23 protein-coding genes are annotated in these 19,411 nt (G+C 65.1%); 20 read left to right on the top strand and 3 right to left on the bottom strand.

What is annotated here, in order from left to right:
* Window positions 1-48 precede the first annotated feature (48 nt).
* Window positions 49-960, bottom strand: a complete 912-nt coding sequence (locus HB634_RS08560; protein ID WP_255548484.1) for a MoxR family ATPase — start codon at window positions 958-960, stop codon at window positions 49-51.
* Between the two features lie 113 nt (window positions 961-1,073).
* Here HB634_RS08560 and HB634_RS08555 point away from each other — a divergent pair, with 113 nt between their 5' ends.
* Window positions 1,074-2,657, top strand: coding sequence for a glycosyltransferase family 39 protein (locus HB634_RS08555; RefSeq protein ID WP_255548455.1), 1,584 nt, complete (start codon window positions 1,074-1,076; stop codon window positions 2,655-2,657).
* Here HB634_RS08555 and HB634_RS08550 read toward each other — a convergent pair.
* Entirely contained in the window at window positions 2,625-3,209 is a 585-nt protein-coding gene (locus HB634_RS08550; RefSeq protein WP_213948289.1) for a Maf family nucleotide pyrophosphatase, read from the bottom strand. The genes HB634_RS08555 and HB634_RS08550 overlap by 33 nt on opposite strands.
* Window positions 3,210-3,656: a hypothetical protein gene (locus HB634_RS08545; RefSeq protein ID WP_213948288.1), complete on the bottom strand. Its 447-nt coding sequence runs from the start codon at window positions 3,654-3,656 to the stop codon at window positions 3,210-3,212.
* A 156-nt stretch (window positions 3,657-3,812) separates the two neighbouring features.
* On the opposite strand from HB634_RS08545, the gene HB634_RS08540 reads away from it, so the two are divergent.
* From HB634_RS08540 to nuoE, 19 genes are all read left to right on the top strand, one after another.
* Entirely contained in the window at window positions 3,813-4,328 is a 516-nt protein-coding gene (locus HB634_RS08540; RefSeq protein ID WP_063574027.1) for a YceD family protein, read from the top strand.
* Between the two features lie 18 nt (window positions 4,329-4,346).
* Window positions 4,347-4,541 carry a 50S ribosomal protein L32 gene (rpmF, locus tag HB634_RS08535; protein ID WP_046968738.1) on the top strand — a complete coding sequence of 65 codons (195 nt, stop codon included), beginning with the start codon at window positions 4,347-4,349 and terminating at the stop codon, window positions 4,539-4,541.
* 90 nt (window positions 4,542-4,631) lie between these two features.
* Window positions 4,632-5,600: a beta-ketoacyl-ACP synthase III gene (locus HB634_RS08530; protein ID WP_213948516.1), complete on the top strand. Its 969-nt coding sequence runs from the start codon at window positions 4,632-4,634 to the stop codon at window positions 5,598-5,600.
* Window positions 5,601-5,829: 229 nt separating this feature from the next.
* A complete protein-coding gene (fabD, locus tag HB634_RS08525; RefSeq protein WP_213948287.1) occupies window positions 5,830-6,780 on the top strand; it encodes an ACP S-malonyltransferase in 951 nt (316 codons plus the stop codon).
* Window positions 6,781-6,807: 27 nt separating this feature from the next.
* The gene (gene fabG / locus HB634_RS08520) at window positions 6,808-7,551 is read left to right on the top strand and encodes a 3-oxoacyl-ACP reductase FabG (protein ID WP_213948286.1); all 744 of its coding nucleotides are present in this window, start codon (window positions 6,808-6,810) and stop codon (window positions 7,549-7,551) included.
* A 187-nt stretch (window positions 7,552-7,738) separates the two neighbouring features.
* Window positions 7,739-7,981 (top strand): acyl carrier protein, encoded by a 243-nt coding sequence (gene acpP, locus HB634_RS08515; RefSeq protein ID WP_213948285.1) that lies wholly within the window; start codon window positions 7,739-7,741, stop codon window positions 7,979-7,981.
* Between the two features lie 148 nt (window positions 7,982-8,129).
* Window positions 8,130-9,446 carry a beta-ketoacyl-ACP synthase II gene (gene fabF, locus HB634_RS08510; RefSeq protein WP_213948284.1) on the top strand — a complete coding sequence of 439 codons (1,317 nt, stop codon included), beginning with the start codon at window positions 8,130-8,132 and terminating at the stop codon, window positions 9,444-9,446.
* A gap of 26 nt (window positions 9,447-9,472) precedes the next feature.
* Entirely contained in the window at window positions 9,473-10,798 is a 1,326-nt protein-coding gene (locus HB634_RS08505) for an aminodeoxychorismate synthase component I (protein WP_213948515.1), read from the top strand.
* A 2-nt stretch (window positions 10,799-10,800) separates the two neighbouring features.
* Window positions 10,801-11,628 carry an aminodeoxychorismate lyase gene (gene pabC / locus HB634_RS08500; protein ID WP_345777475.1) on the top strand — a complete coding sequence of 276 codons (828 nt, stop codon included), beginning with the start codon at window positions 10,801-10,803 and terminating at the stop codon, window positions 11,626-11,628.
* Window positions 11,628-12,656 (top strand): endolytic transglycosylase MltG, encoded by a 1,029-nt coding sequence (gene mltG, locus HB634_RS08495; RefSeq protein WP_213948282.1) that lies wholly within the window; start codon window positions 11,628-11,630, stop codon window positions 12,654-12,656. The genes pabC and mltG overlap by 1 nt, the downstream gene beginning before the upstream one ends.
* A complete protein-coding gene (tmk, locus tag HB634_RS08490) occupies window positions 12,647-13,297 on the top strand; it encodes a dTMP kinase (RefSeq protein ID WP_213948281.1) in 651 nt (216 codons plus the stop codon). The genes mltG and tmk overlap by 10 nt, the downstream gene beginning before the upstream one ends.
* Window positions 13,294-14,229: a DNA polymerase III subunit delta' gene (gene holB / locus HB634_RS08485; RefSeq protein ID WP_213948280.1), complete on the top strand. Its 936-nt coding sequence runs from the start codon at window positions 13,294-13,296 to the stop codon at window positions 14,227-14,229. The genes tmk and holB overlap by 4 nt, the downstream gene beginning before the upstream one ends.
* Before the next feature lie 65 nt (window positions 14,230-14,294).
* Window positions 14,295-15,257, top strand: a complete 963-nt coding sequence (locus HB634_RS08480; RefSeq protein WP_213948279.1) for a PIG-L family deacetylase — start codon at window positions 14,295-14,297, stop codon at window positions 15,255-15,257.
* 37 nt (window positions 15,258-15,294) lie between these two features.
* Window positions 15,295-15,654 (top strand): PilZ domain-containing protein, encoded by a 360-nt coding sequence (locus tag HB634_RS08475; protein ID WP_046968726.1) that lies wholly within the window; start codon window positions 15,295-15,297, stop codon window positions 15,652-15,654.
* A gap of 300 nt (window positions 15,655-15,954) precedes the next feature.
* Window positions 15,955-16,311: an NADH-quinone oxidoreductase subunit A gene (locus HB634_RS08470; RefSeq protein ID WP_063572034.1), complete on the top strand. Its 357-nt coding sequence runs from the start codon at window positions 15,955-15,957 to the stop codon at window positions 16,309-16,311.
* On the top strand, window positions 16,302-16,856 hold the full coding sequence (locus tag HB634_RS08465; RefSeq protein ID WP_046968724.1) for an NADH-quinone oxidoreductase subunit B: 555 nt from the start codon (window positions 16,302-16,304) through the stop codon (window positions 16,854-16,856). Before HB634_RS08470 ends, HB634_RS08465 begins: the two co-directional genes overlap by 10 nt.
* A 13-nt stretch (window positions 16,857-16,869) precedes the next feature.
* Window positions 16,870-17,598 (top strand): NADH-quinone oxidoreductase subunit C, encoded by a 729-nt coding sequence (locus tag HB634_RS08460; protein WP_063572033.1) that lies wholly within the window; start codon window positions 16,870-16,872, stop codon window positions 17,596-17,598.
* A 27-nt stretch (window positions 17,599-17,625) separates the two neighbouring features.
* Complete coding sequence (locus HB634_RS08455; RefSeq protein WP_218625456.1) at window positions 17,626-18,855, top strand: NADH-quinone oxidoreductase subunit D; 1,230 nt, start codon at window positions 17,626-17,628, stop codon at window positions 18,853-18,855.
* Between the two features lie 21 nt (window positions 18,856-18,876).
* The gene (gene nuoE, locus HB634_RS08450) at window positions 18,877-19,404 is read left to right on the top strand and encodes an NADH-quinone oxidoreductase subunit NuoE (protein ID WP_063572031.1); all 528 of its coding nucleotides are present in this window, start codon (window positions 18,877-18,879) and stop codon (window positions 19,402-19,404) included.
* Window positions 19,405-19,411: the final 7 nt, after the last annotated feature.

Here is a 19,411-nt window from a genome sequence, read left to right as displayed (position 1 = left end):
GCAGCCTCCGTTCCGCCCATGCGACGATCCGTTCCCCCGCTGGCGGCATCAGGGCACCGCGGTCTCGGCAAGGATCGCCCGCGCGATCGACTCTCGGTGACTACCGCGGCCGGGGACCAGGCGATGGGCCGCCGTAGGCACGAATACCGTCTGGACGTCTTCGGGGATAACGTAATCGCGTCCGCTGATCATCGCCCAGGCACGCGACGCGGCGAGCAATGCCAGTCCGGCACGCGGCGAAAGACCGACGCGAACCTCATTGTGCTTCCGGCTGGCTGTGAGCAGCGCCTGGAGGTAGTCGAGCAGGGCGCTGCTGACCTTCACCGCCTGCGCGGCGGCATGCAACTGGCTGATCGCCGCGATGTCGAGGCGTGGCTTCAACGAAGCCATCAGTTCGCGGCGATCTTCGCCGATCAGCAGCGCGCGTTCGGCCGCGGGGTCGGGATAGTCCAGGCTCAGGCGCAACATGAAGCGATCCAGCTGCGAATCCGGCAAGGGAAAGGTGCCGGCCAGGTCGAGCGGGTTCTGCGTGGCGACCACGAAGAACGGCCTGGGCAATTCGTGGGTGACGCCGTCCACGGTAGTCTGTCCCTCGGCCATGGCCTCGAGCAGGGCACTCTGCGATTTCGGCGTCGCACGGTTGATCTCGTCGGCGAGCAACAGGCTGGTAAAGATGGGGCCCGGATGGAAACGGAACTGACCTGTCTCGCGCTCGTAGACGCTGACCCCGATAATGTCCGATGGCAGGAGGTCGCTGGTGAACTGGATGCGCTGGAATTCGAGATCGAACGTGGCGGCCAGTGCGTGCGCCAGGGTGGTCTTGCCGACGCCGGGTACGTCTTCGAGGAGAAGGTGGCCGCCGGCGATCAGGCAGGTGAAGGCCAGCTTGACCTGGCGTGGCTTGCCGAGCAGCACGCCGTTGACCTGTGCCAGTGCGCCATCCAGTCGGTGGCGGAGCATTTCATCGTTGAGCGGAGTCGTCGCTGACATGATCGATGCGTGTGCCCCCAGGCCTGGCAATGTCGATGTTTGAGCGTTCCAGTGTAGCGGTGGCGACGCGATCGTGGCGAGGCATGTTCCTCATCATGTTCTTCGCGGCGTTATTACTGAAAGTCGTCATAGCGGCCACCTTGTCACCCTTCGGTGACGAGGCCTTCTACTGGCAGGAAAGCCTCTCCCCGGCCTGGGGCTACAGCGACCTGCCGCCGCTGACGGCTTGGTTGATCGGCTTGTCCGAAGGGATGTTCGGCCATGGACGTTTCGCCATGCGCCTGCCGTTCCTGCTCATCGGTGCCGTGTTGCCGTGGCAGGTTGGCGCCCTCGCGCAGCGCCTGAGTGGCGAGGCCGTGCGCTGGCGGGCGGCGACCTTCGCGCTGCTGCTCCCGCTGGTAGGCAGCATGGGCGTGCTGGCGCTGCCCGACGTGCCGTTGACGTTCGCCATCGTCCTAGCCACCCACGGTCTGGTGGCTGCGCTTGAAGCGAATCGCCTGCGCGATTGGAGCCTGCTCGGTGCGGGGCTGGCCATTGCCTGGATGACTCACTACCGCGCCGCGATGCCGATGCTCGCCGGCCTGCTGTTCCTGTTGGCGACACCGCGAGGACGCATGCAATGGAGGCGTCCCGGCCTCTGGCTGGCCATGGCGCTAGCGTCACTCGGCCTGCTTCCCCTCGTGATCTATAACGTCGCCGCCCGCGGTGCGGGGCTGGCATTCCAGCTCGTGGAGCGCAATCCGTGGCGCTTCCACGCGGACGCACTGGTCCAGCCGCTGGAGCAGGCCGCGGCGTGCACGCCACTCGCGTGGATCGTGCTGATGTGGGCCTTGTGGCAGGCCTGGCGTCGGCGAGGCGAAGCGCCGTTCGACGTGATTGCCGCCCTTGCCGGAAGCTTCATCGTCCTCTACTTCGTGCTTGGCCTGTTTGCCGACGACGTTCGGTTCCGTGCGCACTGGCCGCTTCCCGGATTCGTTCTCCTCTGCGCTGTATTGCCTACCTTGCTCGCCCCTGCCGGGCGCACCTGGCGCCGGTTTGCCATGGCGGCCTTCGTACTCGCTGGCTGCGGTCTTCTCGCCGGGCTGGGTTATCTCGGCCTGGCGGCGTCGCCGAATGGCGCCCGCGTACTCGCCGGGGTGAAGGCCTTTCCTTCGAACTTCACCGGTTGGCGTGAAAGCAGCGACGCGGTGCGCGGGCTGCAGGCGAGGGAACCCTCGTCGCTCATCGTGGCCGATAATTTCATGTTGGCGGCAGAACTGCGTTTTGCGCTCGGTGGTGCCGGCGTTATTTATTCACTCGACAGCCCGTTGAACACCAAGCATGGGCGTGCCGCGCAACTGGCAGAGTGGGGAAGTAACGAGGCTGGCCTGGCGAGACTCGCCGGCCGACGCCTCCTGCTGGTGGTCGACGAAACCTCGCTGCGCGAACGCGAGAGGCGCGACTGGCTTGTCTCGATCTGTTCGCGTGTCGACATCGTCGAGCCCGTGCTGCGCCTCGATCTTTTTGACGGTCGCCGTCGCTTTTCCGTGTATGACGCTACGGCGCGAGCCGTTCCGGGACCGCTTCACAGTCCCGACGATTGCGTGGTCTGGCGCGACGCATATCGGGCATCCATCCTGCCGGTGCGGAGTAGCTCAGGGCAGGGCGACACCGGCGTCGCGCAGTAGGCGGCAGGTCGCGATCAGTGGCAAGCCGATCAGCGCGGTCGGGTCGTCATTGGCGATTCGTTCGAACAGCGCGATGCCCAGCCCTTCGCATTTGAAGCTTCCGGCGCAGTCCAGCGGGCGTTCGCGTTCCACGTAGCGCTCGATGTCCCGCGCCGACAGGTGGCGGAAGTGCACCCGTGTTTCGTCGATGTGGAGGGAGGCCCCGCCCTTCGCGTCGATCACGCAGACGGCGGTATGGAAGACGACCTCTCGTCCGGAGCTGGCGGACAGCTGCTTGTGCGCGGCCTGCACCGTGCCCGGCTTGTCGAGCACGGTACCGTCGAGATCCGCGACCTGGTCCGAGCCGATCACCACGCAGCCGGTGCGTGTCGCGGCAACCGCGCGGGCCTTGGCTTCGGCCAGTCGTGCAGCGCGTGCGGCAGGCGCTTCACCGGGCAGGGGATCTTCATCGGTACCGGGCGAGGCCTGTTCGAACCCCTCGAGAAGACGCCGGAGCAAGCTCGCGCGGTAGGCTGAGGTGGAAGCGAGGATGACGACAGGTTGCGCGGACACTCAGAATTCCTTGTGGATATGTTCGCGTACTGCCACATCGAGTGCGGTCTGCGCGTCATCGAGCGCACGCAGGCGCGGCTCCAGCTGGTGGCGTGCCCGAACGAGGCCGTCCACGGCGTCATCCAGCTCGCGCTGGCTGGCCCCGGGTGCACGGTCGCGGATCCACAGGCGTTGCTGGAGTAGGGCGCGCAGGCCGGAATCCACCGCCTGCTGGGCCTCCACTTCGCCCGCTGCCGGCAGGTCGGGACTGACCGACATGACCGAGTGAGCGCGTTGAAGGCGGTCGCGGCAGTCCTTGAGATCGGCCTCGAGACGGTCGGCGTTGTCCAGCAGATCCTTCATGGCGCTGTGGCGCCGTCGCGTCCGCTGCTGGACGACCGCCCAGGCACATAGCCCGATGGCGGCCACGATGATGGCCGCAAGTGCATAATAAGCAAAAGAAAACACGCTAGCTCTTCCCCCTGTTGGGTGTGCTGCGGCAAACTACATCCCGACCTGCGAGTCTGCACGAAAGGCCCCGCCGTGCGCAAAAGTGGGCCTCTTGCGGTTTGTACCCGCTAACCGGTTGACTTCAGGCAGGTTGATGCCTACCATTTCCCGATTATGTCCGTGACCTTGCCATCGTCCGTGGACGCTTGGCGCGAAGTTCGTGCGCGGCGTTCGTTCCAGGGCTCGCTTCCCGTGTCGGCTTTTGCCCGCCTCGGAGAAGTCATTGCGTCGCCCGAAGGCGACGTAACCTACGAGCTGGACTTCGGTCGCGACGAGTTCAATATCGCCTATGTGGCTGTACGTGCGAAGGCACCGTTGACCGTGATCTGTCAGCGTTCGCTGGAACCGTTCGTGCTTCCGGTTGAGATCGATACACGTCTCGGACTGATTGTCGAAGAAATCGAGGAAGCCGCGCTGCCCCCTGGGTACGAGGCACTCCTCGTCGAACAGGACGGCAAGCTCGACCTGCGCGCGACGATCGAAGATGAACTGCTGTTGGCGCTGCCCCTGGTTCCGGTCAATCCGGACTACGAGTTGCCCGATGACATCGTTGGTGCCGACGAGGAAGAAGAAGCCTTGCCGGATCCGTCTGAAAACCCGTTCGCGGCACTCCGCGGACTCATAAAGTAATTTCGCTGGAGATTTGTCATGGCAGTTGCCAAGAGCCGCAAGACCCCTTCCACCCGTGGCATGCGTCGTTCGCACGACGCGCTGACGACCGTTCAGCTGTCGACCGATCCGACCAGCGGCGAAGTACACCTGCGTCACCACGTGACCAAGGATGGCTTCTACCGCGGTAAGAAGGTCATCGAAACCCGCGGTGCGGTTGAAATCGAAGACTGATCTCCCTTCGCAGGGATGATCGCAACGCAGGCGGCGCGGTAACGCGCCGTTTTGCGTTTATGGCCTTTGGCCCTGAATAGGGGAACGGTTCTGAAATACGCCCGCATCATCGGTACCGGCAGCGCACTTCCCGACAAGGTCGTGACCAATGCCGACCTCGAAAAAATCGTCGACACCACCGACGAGTGGATCCGCACGCGCACCGGGATTTCCGAGCGCCACTACGCGGCCGACGGCGAGACCACGGGCGACCTTGCCTTCCTCGCAGCCCAGCGCGCCCTCGAGGCAGCGGGCGTCAAGGCATCCGAGATCGACCTCATCATTCTCGGCACAACCACGCCCGACCTCATTTTTCCGTCCACGGCCTGCCTCGTGCAGCATCGCCTGGGTGCGAACGGCTGCGCCGCCTTCGACGTGAACGCCGCCTGCTCGGGCTTCGTGTACGCCCTGGGCATCGCCAACGCGTTCGTTCGTAGCGGCCAGTCGAAGAAAGCCCTGGTCATCGGTGCCGAAACCCTCACCCGCATGGTCGACTGGACCGAGCGGGAGACCTGCGTGCTGTTCGGTGACGGCGCCGGGGCAGTCGTGCTGGAAGCCTCCGACGAGCCGGGTATCTTCACCACCCGCATGCGCGCCGATGGCGGTTTCAAACACCTGCTGTTCAACCCGGTTGGCGTGTCCGCCGGTTTCACCGACGCGCCGAACCACGGCGTGAAGATCAGCATGCTGGGCCGCGAAGTGTTCAAGGTCGCGGTCAAGACACTGGATTCGCTGGTCGGCGAGACCCTGGCGGACGCGGGCATGAAGGAAGAAGAGATCGACTGGCTGATTCCGCACCAGGCGAACCTGCGCATCATCGAAGCGACGGCCAAGCGCCTGAACATGTCGATGGACCGGGTCATCGTCACCGTGGACAAGCACGCCAATACGTCGTCGGGGTCGGTGCCGCTGGCGCTCGACTACGCCGTGCGTTCGGGCAAGGTCAAGCGCGGCCAGAACCTGCTGCTCGAGGCCTTCGGTGGCGGCTTCACCTGGGCCTCGGCGCTCCTTCGATATTGATCCCCGTCAGGGACCAACCTTCGCTTGGTAGGAGCCGATTCATCGGCGAAGGGTGCTCGCGGCATCCTGGCCCGCTTCGCGGGATCGCCGATGAATCGGCTCCTACCCGGCAAGAGCGTCGGGCCACGCAGGAGTGACTGGCCCCCAGGCCTCCACACGCCCGCGAATGGTGCAATCTGCCCCAAGTTACTGGCACCATTCGCGGTTTGACGTTCCGGAAACTTCTCGCATGACCGCATCCAGCGCCTCGCTCGCCTTTGTCTTTCCTGGTCAGGGTTCGCAGTCCGTCGGCATGCTTGCCGAACTCGCCGCTGCCCACCCCGAGGTCCGTGCGGCCTTCGATGAGGCCTCCGAGGGGGCGGGTATCGACCTGTGGGAACTGAGCCAGAACGGCCCCGAGGATCGCCTTAACAGCACCGAGAACACCCAGCCGGCCCTGCTGGCCGCCAGCGTCGCCGTGTGGCGCGTGTGGGTGAAGCAGGGCGGTGCGCTCCCGGCGTACCTGTCCGGGCACAGCCTGGGCGAGTACAGCGCCCTGGTCGCCGCGGGCGCCCTTTCCCTGAAGGATGCGGCGGGTCTGGTCGCTGAGCGTGGTCGCCTCATGCAGGCCGCCGTGCCGGCCGGCGTCGGCGCCATGGCCGCCATTCTGGGCGGTGACGACGCCCAGATCGCCCAGGTCTGCGAGGAAGTCGCCCAGGGCCAGGTGGTCGCTCCCGCCAATTTCAATTCTCCCGGCCAGCTGGTGATCGCCGGTCACGCCGAGGCGGTCGATCGCGCCCTGGCTCGCCTGGCCGAGCTCGGTGTGAAGAAGGCCGTGAAGCTGGCCGTGTCCGTGCCCTCCCACTGCATGCTGATGCGCGATGCCGCGGACCGGCTGGGTGAAAGAATGGCCGCCATCGACTGGTCGATGCCGTCGATCCCGGTCATCCAGAACGCCGACGCCCAGGTGCACACCTCGGTTGAGAACATTCGTGGTGCCCTGATGCGCCAGCTCTATCTTCCGGTGCGCTGGACCGAGTGCGTCCAGGCGCTGGCGGCCCGTGGCATCACGCAGGCGCTCGAGTGCGGTCCGGGCAAGGTGCTTTCCGGCCTGATCAAGCGCATCGATAAGTCCGTCGAGGCCAAGCCGATCGGTACGCCCGCCGACCTCGATGCTGCGCTCACCGTCGCTACGGCCTGACCCTTCCCCGTTAAGACAGGAATTCCCATGACCCAGACCCTCAAGGGCGAAATCGCGCTCGTTACCGGCGCCAGTCGCGGCATCGGCGCGGCCATTGCCGACCGCCTTGCCGCGCTCGGTGCGACGGTGTTCGGCACCGCGACGACCGAGTCCGGCGCCCAGGCGATCGGCGAGCGTCTCGCCGCCCACGGTGGCCACGGCCGCATGCTTAATGTGACCGATCCGGCGGCGATCGAAGCCCTAATCGACGGTATCGCCAAAGAGACCGGCGCGGTCTCCATCCTGGTCAACAATGCCGGCATCACGCGCGACCAGCTCCTCATGCGCATGAAGGAAGAGGACTGGAGCGCGATCATGGAAACCAACCTGACCTCCGTGTTCCGCACGTCCAAGGCGGTCATGCGCGGCATGATGAAGGCACGCAAGGGCCGCATCATCAGCATCGCTTCCGTGGTCGGCATCACCGGCAATCCGGGTCAGGCCAACTACGCGGCGGCCAAGGCCGGCATCATCGCGTTCTCCAAATCGCTCGCCCGTGAGATTGGCTCGCGGGGCATCACCGTGAACGTGGTGGCCCCGGGCTTCATCGATACCGACATGACCCGTGGGCTTCCGGAGGAGCAGCGCAGCGCGCTCCTGTCCGGCATCGCCCTGGGCCAGCTGGGCGAGCCCAACGATATCGCCGAGGCGGTGGCCTTCCTGGCCTCGCCCGCAGCGAAGTACATCACCGGTGAGACCCTTCACGTGAACGGCGGCATGTACATGCCCTGATGGGGCCGGCCTGATCGGCCGGGGTCGGCGGCAGTCGCCACCGGCCCGTTTTTGAGAGACAATCATCGTTTCGCGTCCGGCTTAAGAAAAACCGGGCGTCATCCACGTGGTGGCAGTGTGTGTTGGCGGGCCAAGTCCTTAGCCACTACAATGCCGCCGGAATTTTCCCTCGGGAGGTAAAGGCAACATGAGCACCATCGAAGAACGCGTCAAGAAGATCGTCGTTGAACAGCTGGGCGTCAAGGAAGATGAAGTCACCACCAACGCGTCTTTCGTGGACGATCTGGGCGCCGATTCGCTGGATACCGTTGAGCTCGTGATGGCCCTCGAAGAAGAGTTCGAGTGCGAGATCCCGGACGAAGAAGCTGAGAAGATCACGACGGTCCAGCAGGCGGTCGACTACATCAAGGCTCACGTCAAGACCCCTTGATCAATCGACTGGTTGTCGATCGGAGGCTTGCCTCCCGTCGATCTCCGAGCGACACGGAAGCTGCGCCTAAAGGCGCAGTTTTCGTTTCCGCTTTTCGTAACCTGCGCTCGCGTATGGTTGCGTGGATAAAGTGCTAAGGAACAAACGCATGAGTAAACGACGTGTGGTAATTACCGGCATGGGGATTCTTTCGCCGGTCGGTAACGATGTCGCCACCGCCTGGAAGAACGTCGTCGAAGGTAACAGCGGCATCGGCCCTGTCACCGATTTCGACACCAGCGCCTATAACACCCGCATCGCGGGCGAAGTCCGCAATTTCGTTGCGGCCGACGCCTTCTTTGACGGCGTCACGATTCCCACCGACGAGGCGGGGATCAAGGCGCTTGACGACGAACGTCGCTCCATTGCGAAAGACTTCAAGCGGATGGACCCGTTCATCCACTACGGCATCGTCGCCGGTGCCCATGCGTTCCGTCAGTCGGGTCTGGTCGTGACCGAAGAGAATGCCGGGCGTATCGGCGTGGCCGCGGGTGCCGGTATCGGCGGCCTGCACACGATCGAAGCCACCGCGATCGAGCTGAACGAAAAGGGCCCGCGCAAGGTCTCGCCGTTCTACGTACCCAGCTCCATCATCAACATGGTCGCCGGTAACCTGTCGATCTACTTCGGCCTGAAAGGCCCGAATATCGCGTTGGTCTCGGCGTGCACGACGGCCGCGCACAACATCGGCATGGCCATGCGCCTGATCCAGTACGGCGATGCGGACGCGATGCTCGCCGGCGGCTCGGAGCATGCCACCACGACGACGGCGATGGCGGGCTTCTGCTCGGCCAAGGCGATGTCCACGCGCAACGACGATCCGACGCACGCCAGCCGTCCGTGGGATACCGGCCGCGACGGCTTCCTGCTGTCCAACGGTGCCGGCATGCTCATGCTCGAGGAGTACGAGTTCGCCAAGGCGCGTGGCGCCAACATCCTGGCCGAGCTTGTCGGCTTCGGCATGAGCGGCGACGCGTATCACATCACCTCGCCCAGTGGTGACGGTGCGGAGCTTGCCATGCGCAATGCCCTGCACGACGCGCGCATCACCCCGGAAGACGTGCAGTACGTCAATGCGCACGGCACCTCCACGCCGGTGGGCGATCTGGGCGAAGCCAAGGCCATCCGCAACGTGTTCGGCGACCACGCCACCGCGAAGGGAAAGTTTGCGGTCAGTTCGACCAAGTCGGTCACCGGCCACCTGCTCGGCGCTGCCGGCGGTGTGGAGGCGATCTTCTCGGTGATGGCGCTGCGCGACGGGATCATCCCGCCGACGATGAATCTCGTCGACGTCGATCCGGAAGTGGCCGCGCTTGGCATGGATCTCGTGCCGAACAAGGCGGAGAAGGCGGACCTCAACGTCGTCGTGTCGAATTCGTTCGGCTTCGGCGGCACCAACGGTACGCTCGTCTTCCGTCGCCTCTGATCGGCGTGGCTTTCGTCACGCGAACCCTGGCCGGCCGGCGCGATCTCCTCGCGCCGGCCGCGTCATATCCGGAACGCTATCCGGCACTGCTGGCCAGCGCGGTCACCGGAACGCCGCAGTCTCGCTTCGACATCCTTTTTGTCGCCGGTGATGCGTCGCTGACGCTCGGTGCTGACGACCTTGTTCGTGATGCGGCAGGCGACATCGTTCCCGGCACGTTTCTCGATGCGCTCGATGGCGCCTGGGCCGCGCGCCATCATCCGCGGGTCGACGATGGCTTGCCGTTCCACGGGGGCTGGATCGTCTACCTTGCGTACGAGCTGGTCGGGCAGATCGAGCCGAGCCTGCGCCTGCCGCCGTCCAGCGGGGTCGCACCGGTGGCGTTCGCCTTGCGTAGCCCCGCGGCGGCGATCGTCGATCACGTCGGGCAACGCACCATTCTCATTGCCGAGGATGGCGCCGAGCACTGGCTGGACATCCTGTCCGCTGACCTCGACGTGGCACTTCCCGATCTCGCGTTGGCTACACCCGTTGCCGTCGAGGAAGACGAGCCGTCGCGGTTTCTCGAAGGTGTCGTGCGTATTCACGAACACCTGCGTGCGGGCGATGTGTTCCAGGTGAATCTGTCGCGGCGTTGGTCGGCGCGGTTTGCCGAAGCGCCTTCCCCGGCGAGCCTGATGGCGGCATTGCGCACGGCGAATCCCGCACCCTTCGCGGGGCTGCTCCAGCAACCGGCATGGGCGATCGTGAGCTCGTCGCCGGAGCGTCTGGTCGAATCGCGCGACGGCCTGCTGCAAACGCGCCCCATCGCCGGAACGCGGCCTCGCGTCCCTGGTGACGACGATGCGGCACGTATCCGCGAACTCACGACGCACCCGAAAGAGCGGGCCGAGCACGTCATGTTGATCGACCTGGAGCGCAACGACCTCGGTCGCGTGTGCGTGCCCGGCAGCGTGAAAGTCGATGAGCTCATGGTCGTGGAGAGTTACGCCCATGTGCATCACATCGTTTCCAATGTGTGCGGCCGCGCACGTGAAGGCGTGACGCCCGGCCAGGTGATCGCGGCGACGTTTCCGGGCGGCACCATCACCGGTTGTCCCAAGGTGCGCTGCATGGAGATCATCGGTGATATCGAACGTGAGCCGCGGGGTGCCTACACGGGGGCGATCGGCTATCTCGACGACAACGGCGACATGGACCTCAATATCCTCATTCGCACGTTGATGGTCGAAGGGCCGACGGTGTCGCTACGTGCGGGTGCCGGCATCGTCACCGATTCGGTACCTGACAAGGAACTCGACGAGACGCGGGCGAAGGCGCGCGGCCTGTTGCGTATTTTCGGCGCGGCATGAGCATGCGTATGTCGGTCGACTTCATCGAGACCGATCGGCTGGGTGCGGCGGATCGTGGCCTGATGTACGGCGACGGCCTGTTTGAAACGTTGCGCGTGGTCGATCGTGCCGTGCCTCTGTGGCCGCGGCACGTCGAACGCCTACGGGCGTCGGCGACGCGTCTGGGCCTGCCTGCGCCCGATACCGACGCCATGCTGGCCGGCGTCCAGCACCTGGCCCATGGGCTGGAGGATGCCGTGGCCCGCATCACGTTCACCGCCGGTGTGGGTGAGCGCGGTTACGCCCGGCCACGCCAGGCCAAGCCGACCATCGTGATCAGCGTCGGTCCGCTATCGCTTGCCACGGACGTGTACCGCGACGGGATAGCGTTGCGCCAGTGCGACACGCGCCTGGGCGATCAGCCCCTGCTGGCGGGGATGAAACATCTCAACCGTCTCGAGCAGGTGCTCGCCCGCTCGGAGTGGGAGAATACCTGCTGGCAAGAGGGCCTGATGGCCGACCAGGAGGGTCGCGTCGTCTGCGCAACGGCAGCTAACCTGTTTGCCGTCATAGGCGGGCGCCTTGTCACACCGCCGGTGGATCGTTGCGGTGTCGCGGGCGTGGCGCGCGCGGAGGTGCTTGCCTCGGGCGATGTGGACATCGGGCACGTGTCGCCGCAACAGGTGGTCGAGGCCGACGAGGTCTTCCTCACGTCGGCCGTTCGGGGCATTCTTCCCGTTCGGGCTTTCGCTGGCCGAACCTGGCAGCCCGGCCCGGTGACCCGCCATTGGCAGGCCCACTGGCGTGCGATCGGCCTGCCGCTTCCGAACCGTTCGAAGGATTCCGATTGATGAAAGTGCGCGGCATCGCCCTCTGGCGTGTCATTTTGCTGGTGGTGCTGGTCGCGGCGATCGCCGTGGGTAGCTGGCTTGTTTTCGACTGGTCGCGCTTTGCGCGCACGCCGCTGAGCGTGCCCGTGGCCGGACAGAGCATCGATGTGGCACGCGGTGCTTCGTTCAAGGACATCGTGCGCGACCTGCGCGATCGCGGCGCGACACGCGCGTCGCCGCTGTACTGGCGCGTGCTGGCGATCGAAATGCGCGCATCGGGGCGTCTGCACGCGGGTGAATACCTGCTGCGCACGGGCATGACACCACGCGATCTGATTGGCGACATGGCCAACGGCAAGGTCATGCAGCGCAATTTCACCATCGTCGATGGCTGGAGCTTCGCCGATCTGCGCCGTGCGCTGGCCGCGACCGACACGCTGTCGCACGACACGGCGGGTGTCGACAACGACGAGCTGATGAAGCGGCTGGGTAACGAGGGCGAGCACCCGGAAGGGCGATTCCTTCCCGAAACCTACGCATACGTCAAGAACGACACCGACTCCAGCATCCTCAAGCGCGCGCATGCGGCGATGATCAAGACACTCGACACGGCCTGGGCAGCGCGTGCCCCGGACCTGCCGCTGGCCACCTCGTACGAGGCGCTCATCCTCGCCTCGATCGTGGAAAAGGAGACGGGTAGGGCGGAAGAGCGCCCGCGCATCGCCGGCGTGTTCATCCGGCGCCTACAGCTGCACATGCTGCTGCAGACCGACCCGTCGGTGATCTACGGCATGGGCGACAGCTATGTGGGCAACATCCACAAAAGCGACCTCACGACGGACACCCCCTACAATACGTACACGCGGGTCGGCCTGCCGCCGACCCCGATTGCGCTGCCGGGGCGCGCGGCGATCCAGGCGGCGCTGCATCCGGTGGAAGGCAAGGATCTGTATTTCGTCGCCAAGGGCGACGGCAGCCACGTCTTCTCGGCCAATCTCGATGACCACAACCGGGCTGTTGCCTGCTACCAATTGAAGCGATGCCAGTGACGACACCCAAGCGCGGCCGACTGATCACCCTCGAAGGCGGCGAAGGCGCCGGCAAGAGCACGCTGCTTCGTGGGCTCGAAGCGTACCTCCGTGCGCAGGGCGTGGATCTGGTCGTTACCCGCGAGCCCGGCGGTACGGCCGTGGGGGAGGCGGTGCGCGGCGTGGTGCTGGATGCCGCCAACAACGACCTCTGCGCGGAAGCCGAACTGTTGCTGATGTTCGCCTCGCGCGCCCAGCTGGTCCGTCAGGTCATCGAGCCGGCGCTGGCCGCCGGTCGCTGGGTGCTTTGCGATCGGTTTACCGACGCCAGTTTTGCCTACCAGGGTGGCGGTCGCGGTCAACCGGTGGAGCGCATCGAGGCGCTCGAAGCCTGGGCCGCGCTGGCCCTCAAGCCCGATGTCACGTTGCTGCTCGACCTTCCCGTGAGCACCGGCCGTGCTCGCGCCGCCGGTCGGGGCGAGGCGGACCGCATCGAAGGGGAGGGTGATTCCTTCTTCGAACGCATTCGCGACGCGTATCGCGCGCGGGCAGCCGCGGAGCCACGGCGCTTCCGCGTGCTGGACGCGAGTGCCACGCCGGACGCCGTGCTGGGCCAGGCCATCGAGGGTGTTTCCGGCCTGCTTGACGGAGTCGTTTCGTGAGCCTGCGCCCCTGGCATGCCGATGCATGGGCGCGCCTGCAGGCGCGCCGTGAGCGCGATGCGCTTCCGCATGCGTTGTTGCTTGCCGGGCCGGCTGGCCTGGGCAAGCGGGATTTCCTGGCGACGTTCGTCAAGGGCCTGCTCTGTCAGCAGAGTCACGACGGTACGCCTTGCGGGGTCTGCCGTAGCTGCCACCTGGTGGCTGCCGGCACGCACCCGGACGTGGCCACGTTATCGTTCGGCCTGCGCAAGGACGGCGTGACGCGCAGCGAGATCGTCGTCGACCAGATTCGCGACCTTTCCGCACGGTTGGCCATGTCCAGCCAGTTCGGCGGCTGGCAGATCGCCACGGTGGATCCGGCCGACGCGATGAACGCCGCCGCAGCGAACGCCTTGCTGAAAACCCTCGAGGAGCCGACCCAGGCCACCTTGCTGGTGCTTGTCGCCGATGAGCCGGCACGGTTGCCCGCGACGATCCGCAGCCGCTGCCAGCGCATCGATTTCCTGGTGCCGTCACGCGACGTCTCCCTGGCGTGGCTGGCTGGCGAAGGGGTGAAAGAGGCGGAAGCGGCACTCGACGCGGCCGGCGGCAATCCCGGTATGGCGCGGACCTGGGCGGCTGACGGCGCGCTCAAGCACCGCGTCGAGGTGCGTCATGATCTCAAGGCGCTCGCTGCCGGCCGCGGCGACGCGATGGAAGTCGTCAAGCGCTGGCAGGCGGCCGAGCCGGCTCGGTACCTGTGGTTCGCGGCACAGGCCGCGACGGACGAACTCCGTGCCCGTGCGGCCGGCGTCGCCGCCCCGCTGGAAAGCCAGCTGGATGACGAATCGCTCGACGCCTGGTACGGCAAGGCCAACCGGGCAAGAGATGCGCTGCGCGGGCCGCTCCGCGTCGATCTGTTGCTGCTCGAGCTGCTTGCCGCCTGGCGTTGACGCTGCCTTATCGGGCGTTCGGCCTTAATCGGCACATCTCTAGCGCCTCGCAAGGAACTTAGCCTTTGTCCCGCGACCCCGTCATCGACGGCAGTACCCGTCTACTTGTCGTCGCGCCCCACCCGGACGACGAATCGCTCGCCGCCGGCATGCTGATCCAGCGCACGCTCGCCATGGGTGGGCGTGCCGATGTCCTGCTGCTCACCGATGGCGACGACAATCCGTGGCCGCAGCGCTGGATGGAGCGGCGCCTCGTGATCGACTCGGCCGGCCGGGCTCGCTGGGGTGCGCGACGTCGGCTCGAGGTGGCTGCGGCACTGGGTCGGCTCGGCGTCGGCCCGGAGCACCTGCATGCCCTCGGTTGGCACGACATGCAGGTCACCGATGAGCTACGACTGCGAACCTCGGCGGCGGTAGGCGCGATTCGTCGCATCGTCGAGCGGGTACGGCCGACCCTTGTCGTGATCCCCGATCTGCGCGACAGCCACCCCGACCACGGTTCAGCCCATGTCCTTGCCCGACTGGCTCTGTCGGCGGCGGGGTCGATGGCCGAGATACTCACTTACATGGTCCATGGGACCGAGCGTTCGGCGCCTGAAGACCTGATCGTCCCCGACACGGATCCCGAGCGCCTCACGACCAAGATCCACGCCGTGCTCGAGCATGCGACACAGATGTCCTTGAGTCGCGAGCGCATGCTTGGCGTGGCCTCCCGTCCCGAGCGCTTCGACCGGGCGCCCGCCGCCCCGGGCACGGGTGCGCTGCGCCTGCCGTGGCGACCGGGACGGCTGGCGCGAAGCCGGCTGCGCCTCGTCCTGGCGGATACCCAGGGCGTGCAGGTCTGGCCGTGGCGCCTCGCGCCGATCGAGCGGGCGGGCGACGAGTGGATGCTACCTCTGCGTGGCGCGCCGGGTCCGGCCTTTGCCAAGCTCACCGCCGACCTCTCGACGCCCTGGATTTATGACCACTATGGCTGGGCCGGGCAGGACCCGGAACCGGTCGGGCTTGTGGCCCGGGCCGCCGGGTAGCTAGGATGACGGTCAAACCAGGGGATTCCACGTGTCCATGAACGCCACCAGCTCCTCACCGCGACAGGGAATCCTCTCGCTGAAGATCAAGGACGTGAACTCCCTGTACATCTCGTACATGCCGTTCCTGAAAACCGGTGGTCTCTTCGCGCCGACCGCCCAGCGCTACAGCCTGGGCGACGAGGTGGCCTTGCTGGTCACCCTGATCGACGAAAACGAGCGCCTGTCGGTCGCCGGTCGCGTGGTCTGGATCACGCCGGTGGGTGCCCAGGGCAACCGAACCGCCGGTGTCGGTATCCAGTTCAACGAATCCCCCGAGAGCGAAGGTGCCCGGCAGCGCATCGAAGCGCTGCTTGTCGGAACCCTCGCCTCCGAGCGTCCGACCCAGACCATGTGACATATCGGCGCGCTCCGGCGCCGAATGTCCGTGTTCAACAGGCGATTACCTGCGATTGCACCATGGCGACGCAGTTTTTCCCTTATTAATACTTGTCGTGATACCTGCACGCACTGGTACAATAGATCGGTTCCCCAACGTGAGATTGTGGATATCCGGAGTCGTTGGTACGCAATGCGTCCCGACACGGATCGACCCATTTGGATCGATTCGATAAAAGCTCTGGCGACCCTAGCCGGACCGCTCGTCCCCGCCGACGGTCACTGATGCGCCCAGTGAGGCGCGGAGGTACGCAGCATCGTGCTTGCCCAATACTGGCCCGTCCTGTTGTTCATTGCCGTGGCCGTAGGCCTAGGTGTGGTCCTGATGGCGATCGGCATCCTTGCCGGCCCCAGCCGTCCCGATTCGGAAAAGCTCTCGCCCTATGAGTGCGGCTTCGAGGCCTTCGAGGACGCGCGCATGAAGTTCGACGTGCGCTATTACCTCATCGCCATCCTCTTCATCATTTTCGACCTCGAAATCGCCTTCCTGTTTCCGTGGGCGGTGGTGTTCGACAAGATCGGCGGCATCGCGCTGATCGAAATGGCGCTGTTCCTCGCGCTGCTCGTGGTCGGTTTCGCTTACGTCTGGAAGAAGGGAGCGCTCGAATGGGAGTGATGACCACCATCGATCGGGTGATGCACAACCCGACGCCGCTCAACCTCGTCGACGACATCCTGCGTCCTAACGGCGACGCCCCGGTCGTCAATCGTGGCTTCGGCGTGACCAGCATCGATGCCCTGATGAACTGGGCGCGTACCGGTTCCATGTGGCCGATGACCTTCGGCCTGGCCTGCTGCGCGGTCGAAATGATGCACGCGGGTGCCGCGCGCCTCGATCTGGACCGCTTCGGCGTCGTCTTCCGTCCCAGCCCCCGCCAGTCCGACGTGATGATCGTCGCCGGCACCCTGGTGAACAAGATGGCCCCGGCCCTGCGCAAGGTCTATGACCAGATGCCCGAGCCGAAATGGGTCATCTCCATGGGTTCCTGCGCCAACGGCGGCGGTTACTACCACTATTCCTATTCGGTCGTTCGCGGCTGCGATCGGATCGTGCCGGTCGATATCTATGTGCCGGGTTGCCCGCCGACGGCCGAAGCGCTGATCCACGGCATCCTGCAGTTGCAGAAGAAGATCCGTCGCACCCACACGATCGCGCGTTAACAGGGCATCGCACATGAGCGTTATTAACGAGACCTCGCTGGTCGAACGGCTCGCCGCGCGCTTCGGCGACATGCTGACGGTGAAGGTCGACCGCAACGAAGTCACCGCTGAGGTGGCTCCACGTGACCTGATCGCCGTGGCCACCGCGCTGCGCGACGAGGCGGGCTTCCGCTTCACCATTCCTATCGACGTCTGCGGCGTCGACTACCTCAGCTACGGGCAGACCGAGTGGGACACCGACACCGCGCAGGGCGATAGCTTCTCGCGTGGCGTGGAAGGTGAGGCCATGGGTCGCTTCACGTGGGCCGACCGCCCGCGCAAGGTCGAGCAGCCGCGTCGTTATGCCGCGGTCATCCACCTGCTGTCGATCGAACTCAACCAGCGCATCCGCCTGCGCATCTTCTGCGAAGACGATGCCTTCCCGATCGTCCCGTCGGTGACGCCGGTGTGGCCGGGCACGGACTGGTTCGAGCGCGAGACCTTCGACCTGTACGGCATCATCTTCGATGGTCACCCGGATCTCCGTCGCATCCTCACGGACTACGGCTTCGTGGGCCATCCGTTCCGGAAGGATTTCCCGCTGATCGGTAACGTCGAAGTGCGCTACGACCCCGAACAGAAGCGTGTCATTTACGAACCCGTCTCGATCGAACCGCGCGTGCTCGTGCCGCGCACGATCCGTAACGACGCCGATCTCGATCAGGCCAGGGCGGAATCCGCCGATCATTGGCGGGAGAATTAAGCCGTGGAAGAAATTCGCAATTACACGATGAACTTCGGCCCGCAGCATCCCGCTGCGCATGGCGTGTTGCGCTTGGTGCTGGAGATGGACGGCGAGACGATCGTGCGCGCCGATCCGCATATCGGCCTGCTGCACCGTGGCACCGAGAAGCTGGCCGAGTCCAAGCCGTTCAACCAGTCCATCGGTTACATGGATCGCCTCGACTACGTCTCGATGATGTGCAACGAGCACGCCTACGTGCTGGCCATCGAGAACCTGCTCGGCATCCAGGCACCCATCCGTGCGCAGTACATCCGCACGATGTTCGACGAGATCACCCGCATCCTCAATCACCTCATGTGGGTGGGTTCGAACGCGCTCGATCTCGGCGCCATGGCCGTCTTCCTCTATGCGTTCCGCGAACGCGAAGAGCTGATGGACGTCTACGAGGCGGTATCGGGCGCGCGCATGCACGCCACGTACTACCGCCCGGGTGGCGTTTACCGTGACCTGCCGGACCAGATGTCGAAGTACCGCGAGTCGCCGTGGCACAAAGGCGCGGACCTCAAGCGCCGCAACTCGTGGCGCGAAGGCTCGATGCTGGACTACCTCACGGAGTTCACCAACGACTTCCCGGCGCGCGTCGATGAGTACGAATCGCTGCTGACCAACAACCGTATCTGGAAGCAGCGTACGGTCGGCATCGGCGTCATCCCGCCCGAGAAGGCGCAGGCCTGGGGCATGACCGGCGCGATGCTGCGCGGCTCGGGCATTGCCTGGGATCTGCGCAAGAAGCAGCCGTACGCCGCCTACGCGAACATGGAATTCGACATTCCGGTGGGCGTCAACGGCGACTGCTACGACCGTTACCTGGTTCGCGTCGAAGAGATGCGCCAGTCGAACAACATCATCAAGCAGTGCGTGGCGTGGCTGAAGGCCAACCCGGGCCCGGTGATGGTGCAGAACTACAAGGTCGCGCCGCCCAGCCGCGAAGAAATGAAGAGCGACATGGAAGCGCTGATCCACCACTTCAAACTCTTCACGGAAGGCTACGGTGTGCCTGCCGGTGAAACCTATACCGCCGTCGAAGCGCCCAAGGGCGAGTTCGGCTGCTATCTCGTGTCCGACGGTGCGAACAAGCCTTTCCGCGTGCATCTGCGCGCGCCCGGCTTCGCCCACCTGTCTTCCATGGACGCGATCGTAAGAGGCCACATGCTCGCCGACGTCGTCGCGATGATTGGCACCTACGATCTCGTCTTTGGCGAAGTCGACCGCTAAGTCGACGGAGTGAACTGAATCATGAAAGCCACCGGACATTTTGAGCAGGTCAAGGACGTCGATCCTCTTGTCGTGCTCAACGATCACACCCGCAGCCACATCGATCACTGGGTTTCCAAGTTTCCGCCGGATCGCAAGCGCTCCGCGCTGATCCAGTCGCTCATGGCGGCGCAGGAACAGAACGTCGGTTACCTGACCGACGAACTGATTACCGCGGTTGCCAAGTACCTCGAACTGCCGGCGATCTGGGCGTACGAGGTCTCGAGCTTCTACTCGATGTTCGAGACCAAGCCTGTCGGTCGCAACAACGTCGCCATCTGCACCAACATTTCCTGCTGGTTGAACGGGGCCGAAGGCCTGGTTCGCCATTGCGAGAAGAAGCTCGGCATCAAGACCGGCGAAAGCACGGCCGACGGCCGCATCTATCTCAAGCAGGAAGAGGAGTGCCTCGCTGCTTGCGCGGGCGCGCCGATGATGGTCGTCAACGGTCACTACCACGAGAAGCTGACGGCCGATTCGGTCGACGCCATTCTCGACGGTCTTAAGTGAGGTAAGG

It is taken from the genome of Luteibacter sp. dw_328 (assembly GCF_018449605.1).
Classification (GTDB): Bacteria; Pseudomonadota; Gammaproteobacteria; order Xanthomonadales; family Rhodanobacteraceae; genus Luteibacter.
Note: the sequence above shows the minus strand (reverse complement) of the source record. Positions and strands in the feature narration are given on the sequence as shown.

Bases quoted from the DNA above. Each gene is read 5' to 3' on its own strand.
- HB634_RS08560 (WP_255548484.1), bottom strand. From the start codon at position 960: ATGCTCCGCCACCGACTGGATGGCGCACTGGCACAGGTCAACGGCGTG.
- HB634_RS08555 (WP_255548455.1), top strand. From the start codon at position 1,074: ATGTTCCTCATCATGTTCTTCGCGGCGTTATTACTGAAAGTCGTCATA.
- HB634_RS08540 (WP_063574027.1), top strand. From the start codon at position 3,813: ATGTCCGTGACCTTGCCATCGTCCGTGGACGCTTGGCGCGAAGTTCGT.
- rpmF (WP_046968738.1), top strand. From the start codon at position 4,347: ATGGCAGTTGCCAAGAGCCGCAAGACCCCTTCCACCCGTGGCATGCGT.
- fabD (WP_213948287.1), top strand. From the start codon at position 5,830: ATGACCGCATCCAGCGCCTCGCTCGCCTTTGTCTTTCCTGGTCAGGGT.
- fabG (WP_213948286.1), top strand. From the start codon at position 6,808: ATGACCCAGACCCTCAAGGGCGAAATCGCGCTCGTTACCGGCGCCAGT.
- acpP (WP_213948285.1), top strand. From the start codon at position 7,739: ATGAGCACCATCGAAGAACGCGTCAAGAAGATCGTCGTTGAACAGCTG.
- fabF (WP_213948284.1), top strand. From the start codon at position 8,130: ATGAGTAAACGACGTGTGGTAATTACCGGCATGGGGATTCTTTCGCCG.
- pabC (WP_345777475.1), top strand. From the start codon at position 10,801: ATGCGTATGTCGGTCGACTTCATCGAGACCGATCGGCTGGGTGCGGCG.
- mltG (WP_213948282.1), top strand. From the start codon at position 11,628: ATGAAAGTGCGCGGCATCGCCCTCTGGCGTGTCATTTTGCTGGTGGTG.
- tmk (WP_213948281.1), top strand. From the start codon at position 12,647: ATGCCAGTGACGACACCCAAGCGCGGCCGACTGATCACCCTCGAAGGC.
- HB634_RS08475 (WP_046968726.1), top strand. From the start codon at position 15,295: ATGAACGCCACCAGCTCCTCACCGCGACAGGGAATCCTCTCGCTGAAG.
- HB634_RS08465 (WP_046968724.1), top strand. From the start codon at position 16,302: ATGGGAGTGATGACCACCATCGATCGGGTGATGCACAACCCGACGCCG.
- HB634_RS08460 (WP_063572033.1), top strand. From the start codon at position 16,870: ATGAGCGTTATTAACGAGACCTCGCTGGTCGAACGGCTCGCCGCGCGC.
- HB634_RS08455 (WP_218625456.1), top strand. From the start codon at position 17,626: ATGAACTTCGGCCCGCAGCATCCCGCTGCGCATGGCGTGTTGCGCTTG.
- nuoE (WP_063572031.1), top strand. From the start codon at position 18,877: ATGAAAGCCACCGGACATTTTGAGCAGGTCAAGGACGTCGATCCTCTT.